At 69.0% G+C, this 17,175-nt stretch carries 15 protein-coding genes; 10 read left to right on the forward strand and 5 right to left on the reverse strand.

Features of this window, described 5'->3' with window-relative positions; all coding sequences use genetic code 11:
* Position 1: 1 nt before the first annotated feature.
* Positions 2-1,129: a phosphogluconate dehydrogenase (NAD(+)-dependent, decarboxylating) gene (gnd, locus tag AB4Z01_RS03730; RefSeq protein WP_441690705.1), complete on the reverse strand. Its 1,128-nt coding sequence runs from the start codon at positions 1,127-1,129 to the stop codon at positions 2-4.
* On the opposite strand from gnd, the gene AB4Z01_RS03735 reads away from it, so the two are divergent.
* From AB4Z01_RS03735 to AB4Z01_RS03755, 5 genes are all read left to right on the forward strand, one after another.
* Positions 1,128-3,578: a glucan 1,4-alpha-glucosidase gene (locus AB4Z01_RS03735; protein WP_441690707.1), complete on the forward strand. Its 2,451-nt coding sequence runs from the start codon at positions 1,128-1,130 to the stop codon at positions 3,576-3,578. The genes gnd and AB4Z01_RS03735 overlap by 2 nt on opposite strands.
* Positions 3,579-3,845: 267 nt before the next feature.
* Positions 3,846-4,652 (forward strand): ROK family protein, encoded by an 807-nt coding sequence (locus AB4Z01_RS03740; protein ID WP_441690709.1) that lies wholly within the window; start codon positions 3,846-3,848, stop codon positions 4,650-4,652.
* Between the two features lie 111 nt (positions 4,653-4,763).
* On the forward strand, positions 4,764-5,150 hold the full coding sequence (locus tag AB4Z01_RS03745) for a hypothetical protein (protein WP_441690711.1): 387 nt from the start codon (positions 4,764-4,766) through the stop codon (positions 5,148-5,150).
* An 86-nt stretch (positions 5,151-5,236) separates the two neighbouring features.
* Positions 5,237-5,893, forward strand: coding sequence for a hypothetical protein (locus AB4Z01_RS03750; protein ID WP_441690713.1), 657 nt, complete (start codon positions 5,237-5,239; stop codon positions 5,891-5,893).
* Between the two features lie 471 nt (positions 5,894-6,364).
* Positions 6,365-7,213: a hypothetical protein gene (locus tag AB4Z01_RS03755; RefSeq protein ID WP_441690715.1), complete on the forward strand. Its 849-nt coding sequence runs from the start codon at positions 6,365-6,367 to the stop codon at positions 7,211-7,213.
* Between the two features lie 144 nt (positions 7,214-7,357).
* On the opposite strand, the gene AB4Z01_RS03760 is transcribed toward AB4Z01_RS03755, so the two are convergent.
* From AB4Z01_RS03760 to arfB, 3 genes are all read right to left on the reverse strand, one after another.
* Positions 7,358-8,080, reverse strand: coding sequence for a site-2 protease family protein (locus AB4Z01_RS03760; RefSeq protein WP_441690717.1), 723 nt, complete (start codon positions 8,078-8,080; stop codon positions 7,358-7,360).
* 18 nt (positions 8,081-8,098) lie between these two features.
* A complete protein-coding gene (locus AB4Z01_RS03765; protein WP_441690719.1) occupies positions 8,099-9,028 on the reverse strand; it encodes a DUF2167 domain-containing protein in 930 nt (309 codons plus the stop codon).
* 108 nt (positions 9,029-9,136) lie between these two features.
* Positions 9,137-9,553: an alternative ribosome rescue aminoacyl-tRNA hydrolase ArfB gene (arfB, locus tag AB4Z01_RS03770; protein WP_441690721.1), complete on the reverse strand. Its 417-nt coding sequence runs from the start codon at positions 9,551-9,553 to the stop codon at positions 9,137-9,139.
* 80 nt (positions 9,554-9,633) lie between these two features.
* Here arfB and AB4Z01_RS03775 point away from each other — a divergent pair, with 80 nt between their 5' ends.
* From AB4Z01_RS03775 to AB4Z01_RS03795, 5 genes are all read left to right on the forward strand, one after another.
* A complete protein-coding gene (locus AB4Z01_RS03775) occupies positions 9,634-10,542 on the forward strand; it encodes a LysR family transcriptional regulator (protein ID WP_441690723.1) in 909 nt (302 codons plus the stop codon).
* Positions 10,543-10,637: 95 nt separating this feature from the next.
* A complete protein-coding gene (locus AB4Z01_RS03780) occupies positions 10,638-11,366 on the forward strand; it encodes a gamma-glutamyl-gamma-aminobutyrate hydrolase family protein (protein ID WP_441690725.1) in 729 nt (242 codons plus the stop codon).
* Positions 11,363-12,241, forward strand: coding sequence for a serine hydrolase (locus tag AB4Z01_RS03785; protein WP_441690727.1), 879 nt, complete (start codon positions 11,363-11,365; stop codon positions 12,239-12,241). The genes AB4Z01_RS03780 and AB4Z01_RS03785 overlap by 4 nt, the downstream gene beginning before the upstream one ends.
* A 2-nt stretch (positions 12,242-12,243) precedes the next feature.
* Entirely contained in the window at positions 12,244-13,245 is a 1,002-nt protein-coding gene (locus AB4Z01_RS03790) for a peptidoglycan-binding domain-containing protein (RefSeq protein ID WP_441690729.1), read from the forward strand.
* Between the two features lie 74 nt (positions 13,246-13,319).
* Positions 13,320-13,766 (forward strand): hypothetical protein, encoded by a 447-nt coding sequence (locus AB4Z01_RS03795; protein WP_441690731.1) that lies wholly within the window; start codon positions 13,320-13,322, stop codon positions 13,764-13,766.
* On the opposite strand, the gene AB4Z01_RS03800 is transcribed toward AB4Z01_RS03795, so the two are convergent.
* On the reverse strand, positions 13,763-17,146 hold the full coding sequence (locus AB4Z01_RS03800) for a DEAD/DEAH box helicase (protein ID WP_441690733.1): 3,384 nt from the start codon (positions 17,144-17,146) through the stop codon (positions 13,763-13,765). The genes AB4Z01_RS03795 and AB4Z01_RS03800 overlap by 4 nt on opposite strands.
* Positions 17,147-17,175 lie beyond the last annotated feature (29 nt).

Genomic DNA, 17,175 nt, shown 5'->3' on the forward strand with positions numbered 1-17,175 from the left:
CTCAGCCGCCCGCCGGCCGCTCGATATGGCCGCCGAACTTGTTGCGCATCGCCGACAGCAGCTTCTCGCCGAAGGTGTGCTCCTGGCGCGACCGGAACCGGGCATACAGCGCGGTCGACAGCACGTCGACCGGCACCGCCTCCTCCAGCGCCGCCATGATGGTCCAGCGGCCCTCGCCGGAATCGGCGACCGAGCCGGTGTAGTTCGACAGCGACTCGTTCTCGGCCAAGGCGATGGCGCTGAGGTCGAGCAGCCAGGAGGAGACGACGCTGCCGCGGCGCCACACCTCGGCGATGTCGGCGACGTCCAGGCTGTAGCGCTCGGCCTCCGGCAGCTCGGTCGAATCCTTGTTCTTCAGGATGTCGAAGCCCTCGGCATAGGCCTGCATCAGCCCGTATTCGATGCCGTTATGCACCATCTTGACGAAGTGCCCGGCGCCGGCCGGCCCGGCATGGATGTAGCCCTTCTCGGCCCGCGGGTCGCGGCCGTCGCGGCCCGGCGTGCGCTCGATCGTGCCCAGGCCGGGCGCCAGCGCCGCAAAGATCGGGTCGAGCTGGTCGACCGCGGCCTTGGTGCCGCCGATCATCATGCAGTAGCCGCGCTCCAGCCCCCAGACGCCGCCGGAGGTGCCGACGTCGACATAGTGCAGGTCCTTCGGCTCCAGCGTCGCGGCGCGGCGGATGTCGTCCTTGTAGAAGCTGTTGCCGCCGTCGATGATGATGTCGCCGGGGCTCATCAAGCCGGCCAGCGCCGTCACCGTGTCCTCGGTCGGCGCCCCGGCGGGCAGCATCACCCAGACCGCGCGCGGCGCCGTCAGCCCGGCCACCAGGCCGGCCAGATCCGCCGCCGGCTTCGCCCCGTCCGCGGCCAGCGCCTTGATCGCTTCGGCGCTGCGGTCATAGACGACGCATTCATGGCCGGCGCGCATCAGCCGGCGCGCGATGTTGCCGCCCATGCGGCCGAGTCCGATCACCCCGAGCTGCATTCCGTCGATCCTCTCGTTTCCTTCCGGTGCGCTGATGGTAGCGTACCAGCGCGTGATGACGCCGATGGTGCGCCCGGACCGCGCCGGTTTCGAGTCTGAATGACGGGGGATGCGGCGATCGGGCGCCGCGGGAGGAGATGCCATGGATCGAGTCGATCGGCCGGATCGAGGCGAGCAGCCGCCTGGCGCGCCCGGCGGGCCGGCACGGTGGACCTCCAGCGCCAAATCGGGCGTCGGCACCGCCCTGTCCGGCACCAGCCGGGTCTGGTTCACCCTCAGCCACGGCATCCTGAACGAGATCTATTTCCCGCGAATCGACACCGCCTGTGTCCGCGACCTCGGGCTGATCGTCACCGGCCCCGGCGGGTACTTCGCGGAGGAGAAGCGCGATTCCCGGTCCGAGACCCGGATGATCGAGGCCGGGGTGCCGGCCTTCCGCATGATCAACACCGCGCTGGACGGGCGCTGGCGGATCGAGAAGTCGGTGCTGGCCAATCCGCGCGGCCCGGTGCTGCTGCAGGAGATCAGGTTCACGCTGCATGAGAGGGAGCCCGCCGACCACCGGCTGTTCGCCCTGCTGGCGCCGCATCTGGTCAATGCCGGCGCCGACAACACCGGCTGGGTCGACGACTACAAGGGCACGCCGATGCTGTTCGCCCGCGGCACCGACGGCGTGTCGCTGGCCCTGGCCGCCTCGGTGCCCTGGCGCGCCTGCTCGGTCGGCTATGTCGGCGCCTCGGACGGTTGGCAGCAGCTGTCCCAGCAGGGCGAGTTGAACCCGGCCTGGCGCCGGGCCGAGAACGGCAACATCGCCCTGGCCGGCGAGATCGACCTGGCGCAGGCCCCCGGTGGCCGCTTCCTGCTGGCGCTCGGCTTCGGCGAGCGGCCGGAGGAGGCGGCGCACCACGCTTTGGCCGGCCTCCAGAACGGCTTCGCCGACGCGCACGACCTCTATCTCGACGGCTGGCGCCGCTGGCAGGCCGGGCTGCTGCCGCTCGACGGCATCGCCGGCTCCGGAGCCACGGCCTATCGCACCAGCACCGCGGTTCTTGCCAGCCACCAGACCATCGAGTTTCCCGGGGCGGCCATCGCCTCGCTGTCGATCCCGTGGGGCTTCCATAAGGGCGACGAGGATCTCGGCGGCTACCACCTGGTCTGGCCGCGCGACCTGGTTGAGACTGCGGGCGGCTTCCTCGCCGCCGGCGCGGTGACCGAGGCCAAGGCCATCCTCGGCTACCTGCAGGCGATCCAGGAGGCGGACGGCCACTGGTCGCAGAATGTCTGGCTCGACGGCACCCCCTATTGGAACGGGGTGCAGATGGATGAATGCGCCTTCCCGATCCTGCTGGCCGACATGCTGCGGCGCGAGGGCGCCCTGGCCGGGGACGAGCTGGCCCGCTTCGTGCCGATGGTGCGCCGCGCTGCCGGCTTCATCCTGCGCAACGGCCCGGTCACCGGCCAGGACCGGTGGGAGGAGGATGCCGGCTATTCGCCCTTCACCCTGGCGGTGGAGATCGCGGCGCTGCTGGCGGCGGCCGACATCCTCGAACCGGCGAGTGCGGAGGAGGCGCGCTGGCTGCGCGAGACTGCCGACATCTGGAACGACGAGGTCGAGCGCTGGACCTTCGCCGAGGGCACGGCGATCTGCAGCCAGCTCGGCCTCAAGGGCTACTATGTCCGCATCGCCCCGGCCGATGCGGCGGATGCCGCGTCGCCGCTCGACGGCTACGTGCCGGTGAAGAACCGGCCGCCGGGCGACGACGCGCGCAAGGCCGCGTTGCTGATCAGCCCGGACGCGCTGGCCCTGGTGCGCTTCGGCCTGCGCGCGCCGGACGATCCGCGCATCGTCGACACGGTCAWGGCGATCGACGCGGTGCTGAAGGCGGAGCTGCCGCAGGGCCCGGTCTGGTACCGCTACAACGACGATGGTTACGGCGAGCACGCGGATGGCGCGCCCTTCGACGGCACCGGCATCGGCCGGGCTTGGCCGCTGCTGACCGGCGAGCGCGCCCATTACGAGCTGGCGGCCGGCCGGATCAAGCAGGCGACGGCGCTGCTGGCGACGCTGGAGCGCTCGGCCGGGGAGGGCGGGCTGTTGCCGGAGCAGGTGTGGGATGCCGACGACGTTCCGGAGCGCGAGCTGGTCCGCGGCCGTCCCTCGGGCAGCGCCATGCCGCTGGTCTGGGCGCATTCCGAGCACATCAAGCTGCTGCGCTCGCTGCGCGACGGCCGGGTGTTCGACCTGCCGCCGCAGCCGGTGCAGCGCTACCAACTCGACAAGGTGGTCTCGCCGGCCCGGTGCTGGCGCTTCAACCAGAAGCGGCGCGCCCTGCCGGCCGGCAAGATCCTGCGCCTCGAGCTGCCGGCCGCCGCGACGGTGCGCTGGACCCTGGACGACTGGGGTACGACCCGCGACGACCCGACCGAAGCGACCCCCTTCGGCCTGCATGTGCTCGACCTGCCGACCGCGTCGGCGCCGTCCGGCACGCGGATCCGCTTCACCTTCCGGTGGCGCGACGCCGAGCGTTGGGAGGGCGCCGATTTCCTGGTGCTGGTCGACGGCGAGACCGGCATTGCCGCCGGGCATGGTTGACGCTTTGCGAGGCGAGCCCCCATCCTGCGGCAGACTAGGGTGGCAATCGGTGAAGGGACGCGGGCCTTAATTGTTGCCTCTCCCGCTTGCGGGAGAGGTCGGAGACGCGAAGCGGCTCCGGGTGAGGGCTCTTTGTCGAGGCCCGGGCCAGCCCTCACCCGGTCGTCCTGCGGACGCCCGACCTCTCCCGCCAGGCGGGAGAGGCAAACGTGAGGGAACGGTGTCGTCGCTCATACGGTTTCAAGGACCGACGAAGGAGGAACGCGCGTGAAGCCTGGCATCCTGGCGATCGATGTGGGGGGCACGGGGCTCAAGGCCGCCGTGATCGACGATCGTGGTCAGATGCTGTCGGACCGGCAGCGTGTGCCGACGCCGCATCCCTGCCCGCCGAAGCTGTTCCTCGACACCGTCGCGGCGCTGGTCAAGCCGCTGCCGGAATTCGACCGCATTGCCGTCGGCTTCCCCGGTGTGGTCCGCGACGGCCGCGTGATCACCGCCCCCAATCTCGGCACCGAGGACTGGGCCGGCTTCGCCCTGGCCCCGGCCCTGTCGAAGCGGCTTGGCGGCGCCCCGGTGCGGATGGTCAACGACGCCGAGATGCAGGGCCTGGCCCTGGTCGACGGCAGCGGGCTGGAGCTCGTGGTCACCCTCGGCACCGGTGTCGGCACGGCCCTGCTCCGCGACGGCGTGCCGGCGCCGCATCTGGAGCTGGCGCACCACCCGCTGTCCAAGAGCGGCAAGACCTATGACGAATATCTCGGCAACGACGCTTACGAGAAGATCGGCAAGAAGCGCTGGAACAAGCGGGTGAAGCGGATGCTGGAGGTGCTGGAGATCCTGCTGCATCCGGACCGGGTTCACATCAGCGGCGGCAACGCCAAGCACATCGACTTCACCCTGCCGAAGGGCGTGACCATCGCCTCGAACGACGCCGGGATCGAAGGTGGCGCCGGTCTGTGGCGTGAGCCGGCGGGCAAGAGCCCGCGGGCCAAGAGCGCCCCTGCCAAAGGTCCGCCAGCCAAACGCCCGGCGGCCAAGCGCCCGCCTGCCAAACGCGCGGCGGCCAAGGCCTGACAGGCCGGAAGACGCCGGGAGCTGAAGCGTCCGGCGGCGCCCGCTCAGGCCGCGATTGCTATGAGAGGGCGATCGAACCCCACGAGCGCTGAGGATGAGCGACGCATGCGAATGGTCGGAGCCGCGCTGGTGCTCACAGGAGCTGTCGCGCTGTCGGCTGGGAGCGCCCGAGCGAACCAGGCCCCATTGGCGGACGTTTGCTATGGGGCGGTGCTCGATGCCGCGACGGCATACGCTCTCGGCAGAGTCCAGCTCGAAGCCGAGGATGAGAAGACGGGCCATCCCGGGATCGCCAGTCGCCTCAAAGCGATTCAGGACGAGCTGACACACCAGATGGGGGCCGCGCTCGATGCCGGGTGCTCATCCGCGCCGTTCGAGGAACTGATCGCGTGCCTTCAATCGAAAAGCGACGGGAGCGGCAAGAATGTGCTCAAGGCCAGTGAGTGCGTGGACCAGGTGACTGGGAGACGGGACGACCCTCGCATCGAGGGGGAATAGCTGCAGATCGGGCCGATGCAGCGCGGCGGCGCGTGACCGCGTTGTGCTATTGCGTTAACGTGTGATTCTCGTTCATGATATGTTCTATGGATAAGGCGCAATCCGAACCGATCCGGCCGACCGACCCCGACATGCATTGGACGGGCTGGGCGCTGACCACGCTGCGCGAGGCGGCCGAGATCGACATGCGCTGCAAGCGGCTGACCGAGCGGCAGCAGGAGCGGGCGCATCACGACCCGAAGGCGCCGCCGCCGGCTTTCGGCCTGATTCAGGCGCGGCTGACGCGCTCGGTGCGGCTGACGGTCGCCCTGACCGACCGGATCCGCAACGGCTTCATGACGCGGCGGGACGAACGCAAGGCCTCGGGCGAGGAAGCCCGCCGCCGGCAGCGGCGCGAGCGCGCGGCGCAAATGGTCGGCGAGGCGACGGCGCAGCCCGAACGCGGAATCGACGCCGAATGTATGCGGGCGATGGCGTGGGAGTCGCTGGTCGAGGACGAGATGCTCGACGCGCAGCTGGACACGCTGTCGGCGGAAGAATTGGTGCGGGAGGTCTGCCGCAAGATCGGCCACCCGCCGGTCCGGCTGCCGCAGAGCTGGGACGAGGGCGCCGAAATGACGCCCGTCCCGCCGACGGAGACCGCCGAGGCGGACCGCGAAACCACGGACGACTGGTCCGTCGAGCCGGCCGACTCCGACACCGGCCGGCCCGAGCCGCAGCCGCCGAACCCGGACAGCAGTTGAGCGCCGGTGCGGCACGACCGCGTAGGTTGGGTTCGCATCGCGAACCCAACATCCCGCCGTCGCACCATTGTTGGGTTCGCTTGCCGCGAACCCAACCTACGAAGCCAACACCGCCCAACCTTCCACTCTCCCCCTCCTCTTGCGGGAGGGGGTTGGGGGGAGGGGTCTGCGCGCGTCCGCGCGCGAATTGGCCTGCCTTCGCTTAAAAAACTCCCGTCATCCCCCGCGAAAGCGGGGATCTCGCCCAGGTCCATCGGCAGAAGATTCCCGCTTTCGCGGGAATGACGGTCCAGAGGATGGAATAGATCGGCCCTGATCCGTCGGTTTTGGCCACGGTAGCAGCCGTCCCAGCGTTCGTTGCGTTTCTAATCCACGAAAAGACCGACATCCCGATCAATCATCGGTGATGGTGCTTTTCATCGATCTAAAAATATGCCTCACTCATCCCACAGCGGGGGCAGGGGAGGCGTCATGGCGCGGCCGCAGGGGCACGGGAAGGTGCTGACATCCAGCGATTTCGGGGCGACCACGGTCTATGCCTGCGGTCTCGACCAACGCTTCAGCTACTGCGCCTATGTGCCGGAGGATTACGACGAGGACGGCACCGACCGCTGGCCTCTGGCGGTGATCGTGCACGGCACCGAGCGCGGCATGCAGAGGTACCGCGACGGCTTCGCCGATTTCGCCGAGCGGCACGGGGTGATCGTGCTGGCGCCGCTGTTCCCGGTCGGCATCACCGAGCCGGGCGACCTGTCCAGCTACAAGCTGCTGCGCGCCGGCGACCTGCATTACGATGCGGTGCTGCTGGCGATGATCGCCGAGACCCAGGCCCGCTACCGGATCGCGGGCGACCGGGTGCTGATGTACGGCTTCTCCGGCGGCGGCCACTTCACCCACCGCTTCCTCTACCTGCATCCGGAGCGGCTGCTGGGCGCCTCGATCGGCGCGCCCGGCGTGGTCACCCTGCTCGACTTCGAGCATGACTGGTGGGTCGGCGTGCGCAACTTCGAGGCGGTGTTCGGCAAGCCGCTCGACCTCGACGCCATCCGCCGGGTGCCGGTGCAGATGGTGATCGGCGGCGACGACACCGAGACCTGGGAGATCACGATCAAGCCCGGCGACGCCTGGTGGATGCCGGGTGCCGACATCGCCGGCCGCAACCGCCAGGACCGGATGCGGTCGCTGCGCCGCAGCCTGGAGGCGCAGGGCGTCGCGGTGCAGCAGGACACCATCCCCGGCATCGCCCATGACGACCGCGAGCTGCTGGGCGCGGTGAAGAGCTTCTTCGGGGAGGTGCTCGCGCGGCGACAGGCGGCCTGAGGTTCGGAACCAACAACGATAAACAGTGGGCAGTGATGAAGGCGGTGTTCGGCGGTCGACGCGGTCGGGCCGAAGCTGAAGGGCTACAAGCCCTGGGCCGCCGACAAGCCACGGCTCTGGGGCGCCTGGAAGGCGGAATAGGGTTCAGAACGGGTGAGAGCTCACCAGCATTCCGTGCACGCTGTAGGTCATGATCGCCAGGAGGGCGGTCAGGCCGAGATACAGCACGCCGTATTCGATCCGGGCGTCCAGCGGTGCGTTGTAGTAGGCCTGGGCCTCCGGGCTGTTCGGGTCGTGCCGCCAGGCCTTCAGCACCTGCGGCGCGGCGAACAGCGCCACCAGCAGCAGCACCGGGCTGGGCCGCCACAGCAGCAGGCCCAGCATGATCGGCGCGCCCAGCAGCCAGACCCGTGGCGACAGGATCGCGGTGATCCGGCCGCCGTCCAGCGGCGACACCGGCAGCAGGTTGATCAGGTTCAGGAAGAAGCCGGAATAGGCCACGGCCAGCAGCAGCCGGCTGTCCACCTCGCGCGCCCAGAAGTAGACGGCGAAGGCGCCCAGCGTGCCAAGGAACGGGCCGGCGAAGGCGACATAGGCCTCGGTCTCGACATTCATCGGCTGCTCCTTCAGCTGGATCCAGGCGCCGATGAAGGGGATGAAGGTCGGCGCCCCGACATTCAGCCCGCGCCGCCTGGCCGCGATGTAGTGCCCCATCTCATGCACCAGCAGCAGCAGCACGAAGCCGGCGGCGTAGCCCCAGCCGAAGACGAAGGCGTAGGTCACCAGCGACAGCAGCATGGTGCCGCCGGTCAGTGCCAGCGGGCCGAACTTCAGCCCGCCGACCAGCAGCAGGAGCATCTTGATCATGGCCGGTGCCGGGTCCTCTCAGGCGACGCCGCCGTCACGCGGCTTGCGCCGGAACAGCTTGGCCAGGGCGACGCCAAAGACGCCGAACCCGATGACGAACACCTTGGCGAACTTCAGGATGAAGGCGCCGGCGATGGCGATCAGCCCCAGCTTCTTCGCCGCCACGCCTGCCACCAGCGCCGCCAACCCATATTCGGCCACCCGGTCGGTGCCCTCGGTGAAGTCGTCATAGCGCTTGCCGGGGCTGTAGCTGATCGAATTCAGCAACTCGCGGGCGTTCTGCTTGAAGCCGTCGATCTTACGGGTCGAGGTGATCAGGTCCAGGCTGAAATAGCCGTCGCGGCCCAGCGCGTAGGTGTTGTAATTGGCCGAGCCTTCATCCTGCGTGTCATTCTTGCGCACGACCTTGGCCGACCAGACAAGGCGATGGGTGGCGGTGTCGTATTGCGGCGTCTCGATCCAGCCGGTCACGGCCAGCGGCGGGAAGCCGCGCGCCGCACGATCCTCGTTGTTGGCGTCGGTGCCGTCCTTCAGGTTGGTCAGCAACTCGTCGGCGTTCCAGTCCTTGGCGTCGTCCTCGCGGATGTAGCCGTCCTTGATGTAGTCGAGCGACGCGTACCAACTCGCATCACCGTCCGGAAAGACCAGGCCCACCAGGTTGTCGCCGGTGGTGTTGCCGTTCGCCCGTTCGATCCGGCCGGCCTCCGGCTGCGGCACGAAGGCGTATCCGGCCGGCAGCGACAGCGTGCCCTGGTCGATCAGCGGGATCTCCGTCGGGCCGAACTTGGCGACCTTGTTGGCGGCCTCGAAGGCGGCATCCTGCTCCGCCTTGATCGTGGCCGCCCGGTCGACGGGTGTTGCCGCCGGCGGCGTCTGTGCCGCGGCGGTGCCGGCCAGGGCCAGCGTCAGCGCGATCGCGAGCACGCGATGCGAAAAGCCGAAACTCATGATGATATCCCCCTCCCGTGTCCCACGGCCCCCGCCGCATGGGAACATCATCATAAGCACGCAAGATGGCAGCAATTTGAAGCGAATTCCGATGCTGTCCGGCGGGGCTCAGTCGTCGCCCGGGCTGCCGCGCATCCGCTTCACCGACGACCGCTTGCTCTTGGAATCGAGCCGCCGGATCTTGCTTCCCAACGTCGCCCGCGTCGGTCGGCGCTTCTTCGGCACCACCGCGGCGCGCTGGAACAGGTCGACCAGCCGGGCCACCGCCTCGGCCCGGTTGCGCTCCTGGCTGCGATACTCGCGGGCGGTGATCACCAGCACGCCATCCTTGGTCAGGCGCTGCCCCGCCAGGGTCTCCAGCCGCGCCCGCATGTCCTCCGGCATCTCGGCGCGGTCGATCGGATAGCGCAGCTGCACCGCGGTCGCGACCTTGTTGACGTTCTGCCCGCCCGGGCCGGAGGCGAGGATGAAGCTCTCCTCGAAGTCGCGCTCGTCCAGCGCGATGCGGGCGGTGATCCGGATCATGGCCGGACCCTCGCACGGCCGGGCACGCTTGTCATGCCCCCGCCGCTGTGCCATCCCGGTCGGGGGAGGGACTTCGTCCGATGACCATCAGGCTGAGGCATATCGAGGCGCTGCAGGCGGTGCAGAAGGCCGGGTCGATCACCGGCGCGGCCGAGCTGCTGAACGTCTCGCAGCCGGCGGTCAGCAAGCTGCTGCGCCATGCCGAGGACCAGCTGGGCCTGCGCCTGTTCGAGCGGGTCAAGGGCAAGCTGGTGCCGACCCGCGAGGCCAAGCTGCTCGAGGTCGAGATCGATCGCACCTTCGCCGGGCTGGAGCGGATCTCCAGCATCGCCGCCAACCTGCGGCGCGGGCGCGAGGGCCATGTCCGCATCGCCTGCCTGCCCAGCCTCGGCTTCGGCTTCATGACCGAGCAGATGGCGTCGTTCCACCGCCGCCACCCCGGCGTCAGCTTCGACCTGCGCACCCATCACACCCGCGAGATCCTCGAGCTGATCGCCACCAACAGCCTCGACCTCGCCATCGCCTATGAGCCGGTGCTGCCGCCGGGGATGCGCAAGATCGCGATCGGCACCTCGCGGCTGGTGCACCTCTCGACCACGCCGCTCGCGCCCGGCGAGGCGGCCGAGATCACACTCGACCGGATCGACGTGGAGACCTTGATCGGCGTCGACCCCGACACCTCGATGGGCATCACCCTGTCGGACGCTTTCGAGCGCGCCGGCATCCGCTACGCCCCGCGCAACCTGATCCAGACCTACTACCTGGCGCTGCCGCTGGTGCGCTACGGCGCCGGCTCGGCCATCGTCGACGAGCACACCGCCCAGGCCTGGGCCGTGCCGGACGTCACCGCCCGCGTGATCGTGCCGGAGATCACCCTGCCGATCACCGCGCTGCACCACGAAAACTATCCGCTGTCGCAGGCGGCGCATCTGTTTCTCGACCATCTCACCGGCAAGCCGACGCAGCGCACCCGCAGCGCCAGGCGATAACGCCCGATGCAGGTCCCATAACCGACCGGAATTTGACAGCCGCCGGGCCGCCGGGCATCACCGGAGGACCCGTTCCGCTTCCGCACAGGACGATCATGGCCAAGCCCGTCATCGGAGTGACCTTGGATGCCGAGGAGCCGGGCGGCTATTCCTCCTCGCCCTGGTACGCGCTGCGGCAGAACTATTGCGGGTCGCTGGCCGAAGCCGGCGCCGTGCCGCTGGCGCTGCCGCATCTGGTCGATGCGGCCGACCGCTATCTCGACCTCTGCGACGGCATCGTCGTCACCGGCGGCGGCTTCGATGTCGACCCCGCGCTCTGGGGCGCCGGCTCGGTGCACGAGACGGTGAAGACCAAGCCGGTGCGCACCCAGTTCGAATGGGCGCTGGTCAAGGGCGCGGTGGCGCGGAACAAGCCGGTGCTCGGCATCTGCGGCGGCGAGCAGTTGATGGCGGCGGTGCTGGGCGGCACCCTGGTGCAGCACATCCCGGCCGAGATCGACAACGCGCTGGACCACAGCCCTGAGCGCAAGATCCACGACCCGGCCGGCTGGAAGGCGGCGCATGAGGTCGAGGTCATGCCCGGCACGCTGCTTTCCCGCATCACAGGCGCGGCCCGCTTCGGCGTCAACAGCTCGCACCACCAGGCGGTGAAGACGGCGGGGCCCGATCTGGTCATCTCCGGCGTCGCCCCCGACGGGGTGGTCGAGGCGGTGGAGCATCCGGGCCAGCGCTTCTGCCTCGGCGTGCAGTGGCACCCGGAGTATCTGCGCAGCGAGGCCGACCGCGCCGTGCTCGCGGCCTTCGTCGCCGCGTGTGCCGAATGACGGGCGCCGCGCTGGTCCACGGCCTGCTGGACGAGTTCAAGGGCGAGGTCGGGCCGGAGGATTTTGGTCTGACATTCCGGCTCTACCCGGGCCGGCTGCGCGACGGCGCCGCCGACCGCTACTCGGACGGGCCGGTCTTCGCTCATCGCGACGAGGTCGCAGTCTATCCGGCCAGCACCAGCAAGAGCTTCTATCTCGTCGCCTTCCAGCATTGGGTCGAGACCGGGTTGCTGCAGCCGGATGACGAAGACCTGCGCGCCCTGTCGGCGATGATCCGCCAATCCAGCAACGACGCCACCACCTACCTGTTCGGCCGCATGACCGGCACCACGCCGGGCGGCCGGCTGCCGGAGCCCGAGATGGCGGCGTGGTGGGACAAGCGCCAGGCGATCCAGCGCTGGTTCGAAGGCTGGGCCTGGCCGGAATTCGACCGGCTGCGGCTGTGGCACGGCACCTACGAGGACTCGCCCTATGGGCGGGAGAAGGCAGCGCGGGCCCATGGCGGCAACCTGATCGCCCCACGCGCGGCGGCGGCGCTGCTGCACGGCATCGTCGCCGGGCAACTGGTCTCGCCCGCCGCCTGCAGCCGGATGATGGAGTTGCTCGACCGCGAGCACGAGCGCGAGCCGGAGCGGCTGCCGCCCGACTATTCGGACCAGGTCCGCGGCTTCCTCGGCGCGACGCTGCCGCGAGACGTGCGGCTGTGGTCGAAGGCCGGCTGGACCGGCGAGACCCGGCACGACATGGCGTATTGGGAAACCCCCTCCGGCCGCAGCCTCGTCGCCGCTGTCTACACCGTCGGCGGGCATATGTCTCAGAACCGCCGTTTCCTGCCGGCGGTCGGCGCCCGGCTGCACGCGCTGCTCGAGGCATAAGGATGTCCAAGCCGCCCGTCTGGCACGATGACCACCGCTCACCGAACTACGCCCATCTGGCGGCGCCCTTCGCCGACACCGTCTTCACCGCGGATGCCGGGACCTTCGAGACGCTGTGCCGGCTGTCCCGCTTCCGGCCGCGCGGCGCGAGGATCCTGTTCGGGCTGCGCGGCTGCGGCCTGGCCGAGCCGGACTCCGCCGGCCAGTGGTCCGAGGCGCTGCAGCTGCGCGAAGCCCGGCCGGATCATCACGTGCCGCGCTGCGTCCTCGGCGTCTGGGACCGGCCGGCGGGCCGGCTGATCGCCTGGCCCGGCTCGACCGTCCCCAACGTGCACTACATGCGCCGCCAGGCCGAGGCGCCGGACCAGCGCATCGCCAACATGCTGGCGCCGGGGCTGCATCCCTATGTGGTCGGGCCGCATGTGCCCGCGGGGCGCCCGGCGGAGGAGGGGGCGTTCCAGCTCGACCGCACCGTCGAGGTGCCGGTCTGGCGCTCGCCCGACGCCGCCGGCTACGACCTGTCCGGCCGCTTCGACATCTGCGTGCCGGAGGACAACATCCACGCTGCCGGCTGGCCGGGCGATGGCATCGAGTTCTCCTCGGCCGGCTGCCAGACCCTGCCGGGGCGGCACCTGCCGCCGGCCGACCCGACCGGCGCCTACGCTGCCTTCCGCGTGGCGGCCGGCCTCGCTGCCAGCCCCGACCTCGCCGAGACCGGCCTGGCCTTCGACGACCTGCTGGTCACGGGCCGGCATCTGCGCCTGGTGGTGGAGCGGGTCCCCGGCCTGGCCCGGCTGATGCCGGGGTCGAGCGGCCATGAGGTGCGGCAGCTGCAGGACGCCTTCATCGGCCTTGGGCTGATCCCCGACTGGGGCTTCACCGCCGGCGTGTTCAACGGCTTCACCGCTAAGGCGCTCTACGACTGGCAGGCCGCCGCCGGCCGGGTCGCGGACGGCGTGCTGCGGCCGCAGGAGGCCGAGGCGCTGGGCTTCCCGCTCGGCTGAGCAGCCGATAGGAGGATGGGGGTTCCCGTTGCAGCGGCGACATCTAGTTTCATCGGAAACCGATGAGATGTCCGATGAAGGCGCTGCAGTTTTTGGCCGTGGTGCTGACCGCCCTGGCTCTGGTCCCGGATGGCGCGCACCTGCTGGCGATGCCAAACAAGCTAGGCCTGGACGAAACGGCCTATTTCACGGCCCAGGCGGCTTATCGCGGCTGGTCGTTGCTCGGCATTCTTCTGGTCATGGCCCTCGCGGCGGATCTTGCCCTGGTGATCGGTGCGCGACGTCAGCCGACGCCGTTCCGGCTGGCCCTGGCCGGTGTCCTGTGCCTCGCCGCCACCCTCGCGGTGTTCTTCCTGTGGACCTATCCCGCCAACCAGGCGACGGCGAACTGGACCGCCGTTCCCGACGACTGGGCGGCGCTGCGGCTGCAATGGGAATACTCCCACGCCGCCAACGCGCTGCTGACCCTCGCCGCCCTGTGCCTGGTCACCCTGTCCGTGCTGCGCTGGCGGCCCGGCTAGGGTGCGGCGGTCAGGTTGTCCAGCGCATCCAGAAATTCCTTTGGCGACATGGGGCGCAACTTGTCCTGGGCCGTCCGGAAATACGGCTTGCCGCCCCAGAGGTCTCGATCGCCGATGATGTAGAAGCCCCGTTTCGCCCGGGTCGCAGCTACGTTCAGCAGATTGGGTTTCGACGACGCCCAATCGGCGCTGCTCGCATGTGCGTGATCCGCGCCGAGCACCATCAGCACCAGGACCTCCTCCTTGCCCTGGAAGGTGTGGACCGTGCCGATGCGCTCCCTGCACCAAGCGGCGAGGTCCGTCTTTTTGGGGACGGCCAGGCCGAGCGGATCGAGCTGCGCTTTCCAACACTCGATATCGCCGAGCCGCCTCGTCAGGGCCTGCTTGACGCTGCGGAACGGCGAGATGAGATAAAGGGACGGCAGCGCGCCTCGACCGAGGCGATAGAGATCCAGCACGGCTTGGACGGCGATCTCGATCTGCTTGGGAACGACCTGCCTGCCCTCTCGAACCAGACCCGGGACATCGACCCAGCCGGTATATCCGTCCTCATCCGGACGGGTGGCGAAGATCATCTTGCCGCCATAGGCGATGGCGTTCGCGATATCGAACATGGTCCTGGCGCAGCGCCGATGGACACGCAAGGGGCTGCCGATCCAGATGGTTTCATCCTGGTCATTCGCGGGAACCATCGCCCCGTATGGATTGGCGCGATCGGCGAGTTGCTGCACCGAGACGCGGTTGGGCGCATATCGTCCTTCCTGGACCGCCGCGACACCGTCCGACAGGGCCTCGATCAGCCGGGTCGGAACCGTGTACACGGGCTCGATCTGAAGCGGATCGCCCACCACCACCGCGCGCCTGGCCCGCCACAGCGCACCAACCGCGGCCTGGGGCGGGGCTTGGCCGGCCTCGTCGATGAACAGCCAGCCGATGTCGCCCGGTCCCAGGTCCTGGAACTGGCGGCCGAAGGACGCGAAGGTCGAGGACACGACCGGAACGACCATGAACAAGCTCTGCCAGATCAGCCTGGCGTGGTCGGCATCGATCGGGCGCCCGCCCTTCAGCATCCGGCGGATGGCGACCAGATTGCCGCCGAAGCCATGCCCGCCCTTGTCCTTGTGTCTGCCGGCCTCCGCCAGCCACGCCTCATGCAGGGCCAGTGCGGCTTTGAACAGGCTGGAACGCAGCTCGGCGAGGCGATCGTCATGCCAGAGCCCTCTCTCCTGGACGGTCTCCCTGTCCAGATCCGCCGGTTCCGAAAGCCCGAAGCGGTCTTGCAGAACCTTCCAACGATCCTGCTTGCGCGACCACTCCGCGGCCGCCGCATCGCGGGCCGATCGGGCCGTTTCGAGTGCCGCCGTGGCCGTGGTGAGCGTCGCCAAGGCGGAGGCCGCCTGCGCTTCCAGCACCCGCAGGCGCCTGCGGCGAGACAGCTGCTCTTCGGCATTGGCCCGGCGGCTCTCCTTGAAGGCTCGATGCCTGGACCGCCGAAACAGCCAGGCCAGGCGACCAGGCGCCTGCCGGTCGATCAGCCGTTCCTCCTCGGCGAGATCGGCCAGCTTCCGCTGGCATTGCGCGAGCTCGGCCTCGATCGTGGCGAGCCTCGCCGTGGCCGCCTGCTGCGCCGCCTCGGCTGCTTCTGCCTTCGCCGCTGCGGCGCCCGGGATGTCCATCGCATCCGACGACAGCATCTCGGCCGCGATGTCGGCTTGTTCCGCCAGCACCGCGATTTGCGCCGACACGGCTTGGTCCGCCTCGCGGAACGACCGCGCAGCAGCGGCGAAGGACGGGCCGTCGTAAGCGTCGATCCATTCGTGGATGCTTGCCGCCGGATCTCGCAAGGCGGGCTTGCGGCCCCGCTGGTCCGCCTTGACGAACACCCGATGGGCAAACTCTCGGCGGTTCGCGAACTTGCCGAGAGCGCATGAAATCAATCCCCAAGGCGCATCATCCGGGTCGTCGGGTTCTCTGAACCTCCCGTCTCCCTGCTGGACCACGACCTTGTGGGCGACCGGCCGCAGATAGCTGATGTTCCGCCAGCCCTCACCGAGCGCCTTTCGTTTCGGCAGATCCTTCGAGATGTTCTCGACCGCCGTGTTGTTGGACGAGCCGACCACCATCTCATAGCCGACGAGCTCGGGAGAAAGCTGGCGGATCGAGGCCGGATCACTCGGGCGCGCGAAGGCCACACGGATCGGGGTGTTGATCAGGGTGTCCGCAGCCGTCTCGAAGCTGGCCAAAGCCCGCGCCCGGCGGACGATGATCTCGGCGACGATGTCGCCGAGCAGAGTGGTCTTGCCGGTGCCCGGCGGACCGTTGACCGAGAACACGCCGTCCGTCTCGAGGCGTTCGAGGGCGGCGTTGATCGCGAACTGCTGCATCAGGCTCATCGCCTGCCCCGGCGTCCGCAACCAGCGTCCCGGAGGCAGGCGATGCGGATGCAGCATGTCTAGGATCGCGCGGCGCCCTTCCGCGGAGTAAAGGTCGATCCGCTCCCCAGCCGGCGGATCGAGATAGGCGGCCAGGGCGGCCGGGACCCTGCCCCCGCGCAGCATGGCCATCACCCGCTCCAGATCCCGGATGAAGAAGCTGTTCAGGATGTCGATCTCAGTACTCGTGGCGGCGCTCTCGTCGTCGTCGCCATCGGCCGGCTGTTCACCGGCGGGCTCCGGGCCGATCTGATCCGCTGCTCGGGGAGCCGGTTCTGATCTCTCTGAAATCCTCTTCTTCTTTGTTACGACCTGCAGCACGGCGGCGTCCGAGTGCTTGGGGGAAAAGCCGGCCCAATCCTGGAGCAGCCCGATGAGCGAGAGGAGATCAGAGCCGTTCAGTCCTGGTGCCTGATTGTCACCCGCTTTCAGCAGCCGCTTGGTCTCGGCACCACGCAGGCGCTCACCGAGGTCGGCGAAGGCATCGGCGCGGTTCTGGTCCGTCAGGGAGTCCCATTCGTCATGACCGGCGCGTCCGATCGCCCATGGCACCGTCGACACCGAGACCGAGTCGAGGTCCGGCACGCCACCCGGCGTCAGCTTCAGCCTGGCGAAGCAGGTGTCGCCTTCGGTGTCGGTGCGTTCGGCATCTTCGTTTTCCTCGTTCCCGGCGACCGCGTTGGTATGGAGCTGTTTGGCAAGCTGGTCGATTTCCGCCTTGGCGAAGACCCCGAGATAGAGATTGAACCCTGCGATCTCCTCTTCCTCGCCAATGGAGACATCCCAGAGATCGATGGCGGTCTTCTCGGCCAGCCCGGCAGAAGCGACCGCAATGCACTCACCTCTCTTCTCTTCGGTGACTTGCCTGAGGTCGAAGGGAATGAAGAACTCGATCCTGTGCCAGTAAGCCAGAATCTCGAGAAGCTTTGCGGTCTCGGCTTCGGGCAAGGTTACTCTCCGCAGAAGAGATGGTTTGA

This window comes from Inquilinus sp. YAF38 (assembly GCF_052113205.1).
GTDB lineage: Bacteria > Pseudomonadota > Alphaproteobacteria > DSM-16000 > Inquilinaceae > Inquilinus.

Bases quoted from the DNA above. Each gene is read 5' to 3' on its own strand.
- gnd (WP_441690705.1), bottom strand. From the start codon at position 1,129: ATGGCATCTCCTCCCGCGGCGCCCGATCGCCGCATCCCCCGTCATTCA.
- AB4Z01_RS03775 (WP_441690723.1), top strand. From the start codon at position 9,634: ATGACCATCAGGCTGAGGCATATCGAGGCGCTGCAGGCGGTGCAGAAG.
- AB4Z01_RS03750 (WP_441690713.1), top strand. From the start codon at position 5,237: ATGGATAAGGCGCAATCCGAACCGATCCGGCCGACCGACCCCGACATG.
- AB4Z01_RS03755 (WP_441690715.1), top strand. From the start codon at position 6,365: ATGGCGCGGCCGCAGGGGCACGGGAAGGTGCTGACATCCAGCGATTTC.
- AB4Z01_RS03765 (WP_441690719.1), bottom strand. From the start codon at position 9,028: ATGAGTTTCGGCTTTTCGCATCGCGTGCTCGCGATCGCGCTGACGCTG.
- arfB (WP_441690721.1), bottom strand. From the start codon at position 9,553: ATGATCCGGATCACCGCCCGCATCGCGCTGGACGAGCGCGACTTCGAG.
- AB4Z01_RS03745 (WP_441690711.1), top strand. From the start codon at position 4,764: ATGGTCGGAGCCGCGCTGGTGCTCACAGGAGCTGTCGCGCTGTCGGCT.
- AB4Z01_RS03780 (WP_441690725.1), top strand. From the start codon at position 10,638: ATGGCCAAGCCCGTCATCGGAGTGACCTTGGATGCCGAGGAGCCGGGC.
- AB4Z01_RS03790 (WP_441690729.1), top strand. From the start codon at position 12,244: ATGTCCAAGCCGCCCGTCTGGCACGATGACCACCGCTCACCGAACTAC.
- AB4Z01_RS03760 (WP_441690717.1), bottom strand. From the start codon at position 8,080: ATGATCAAGATGCTCCTGCTGCTGGTCGGCGGGCTGAAGTTCGGCCCG.
- AB4Z01_RS03785 (WP_441690727.1), top strand. From the start codon at position 11,363: ATGACGGGCGCCGCGCTGGTCCACGGCCTGCTGGACGAGTTCAAGGGC.
- AB4Z01_RS03795 (WP_441690731.1), top strand. From the start codon at position 13,320: ATGAAGGCGCTGCAGTTTTTGGCCGTGGTGCTGACCGCCCTGGCTCTG.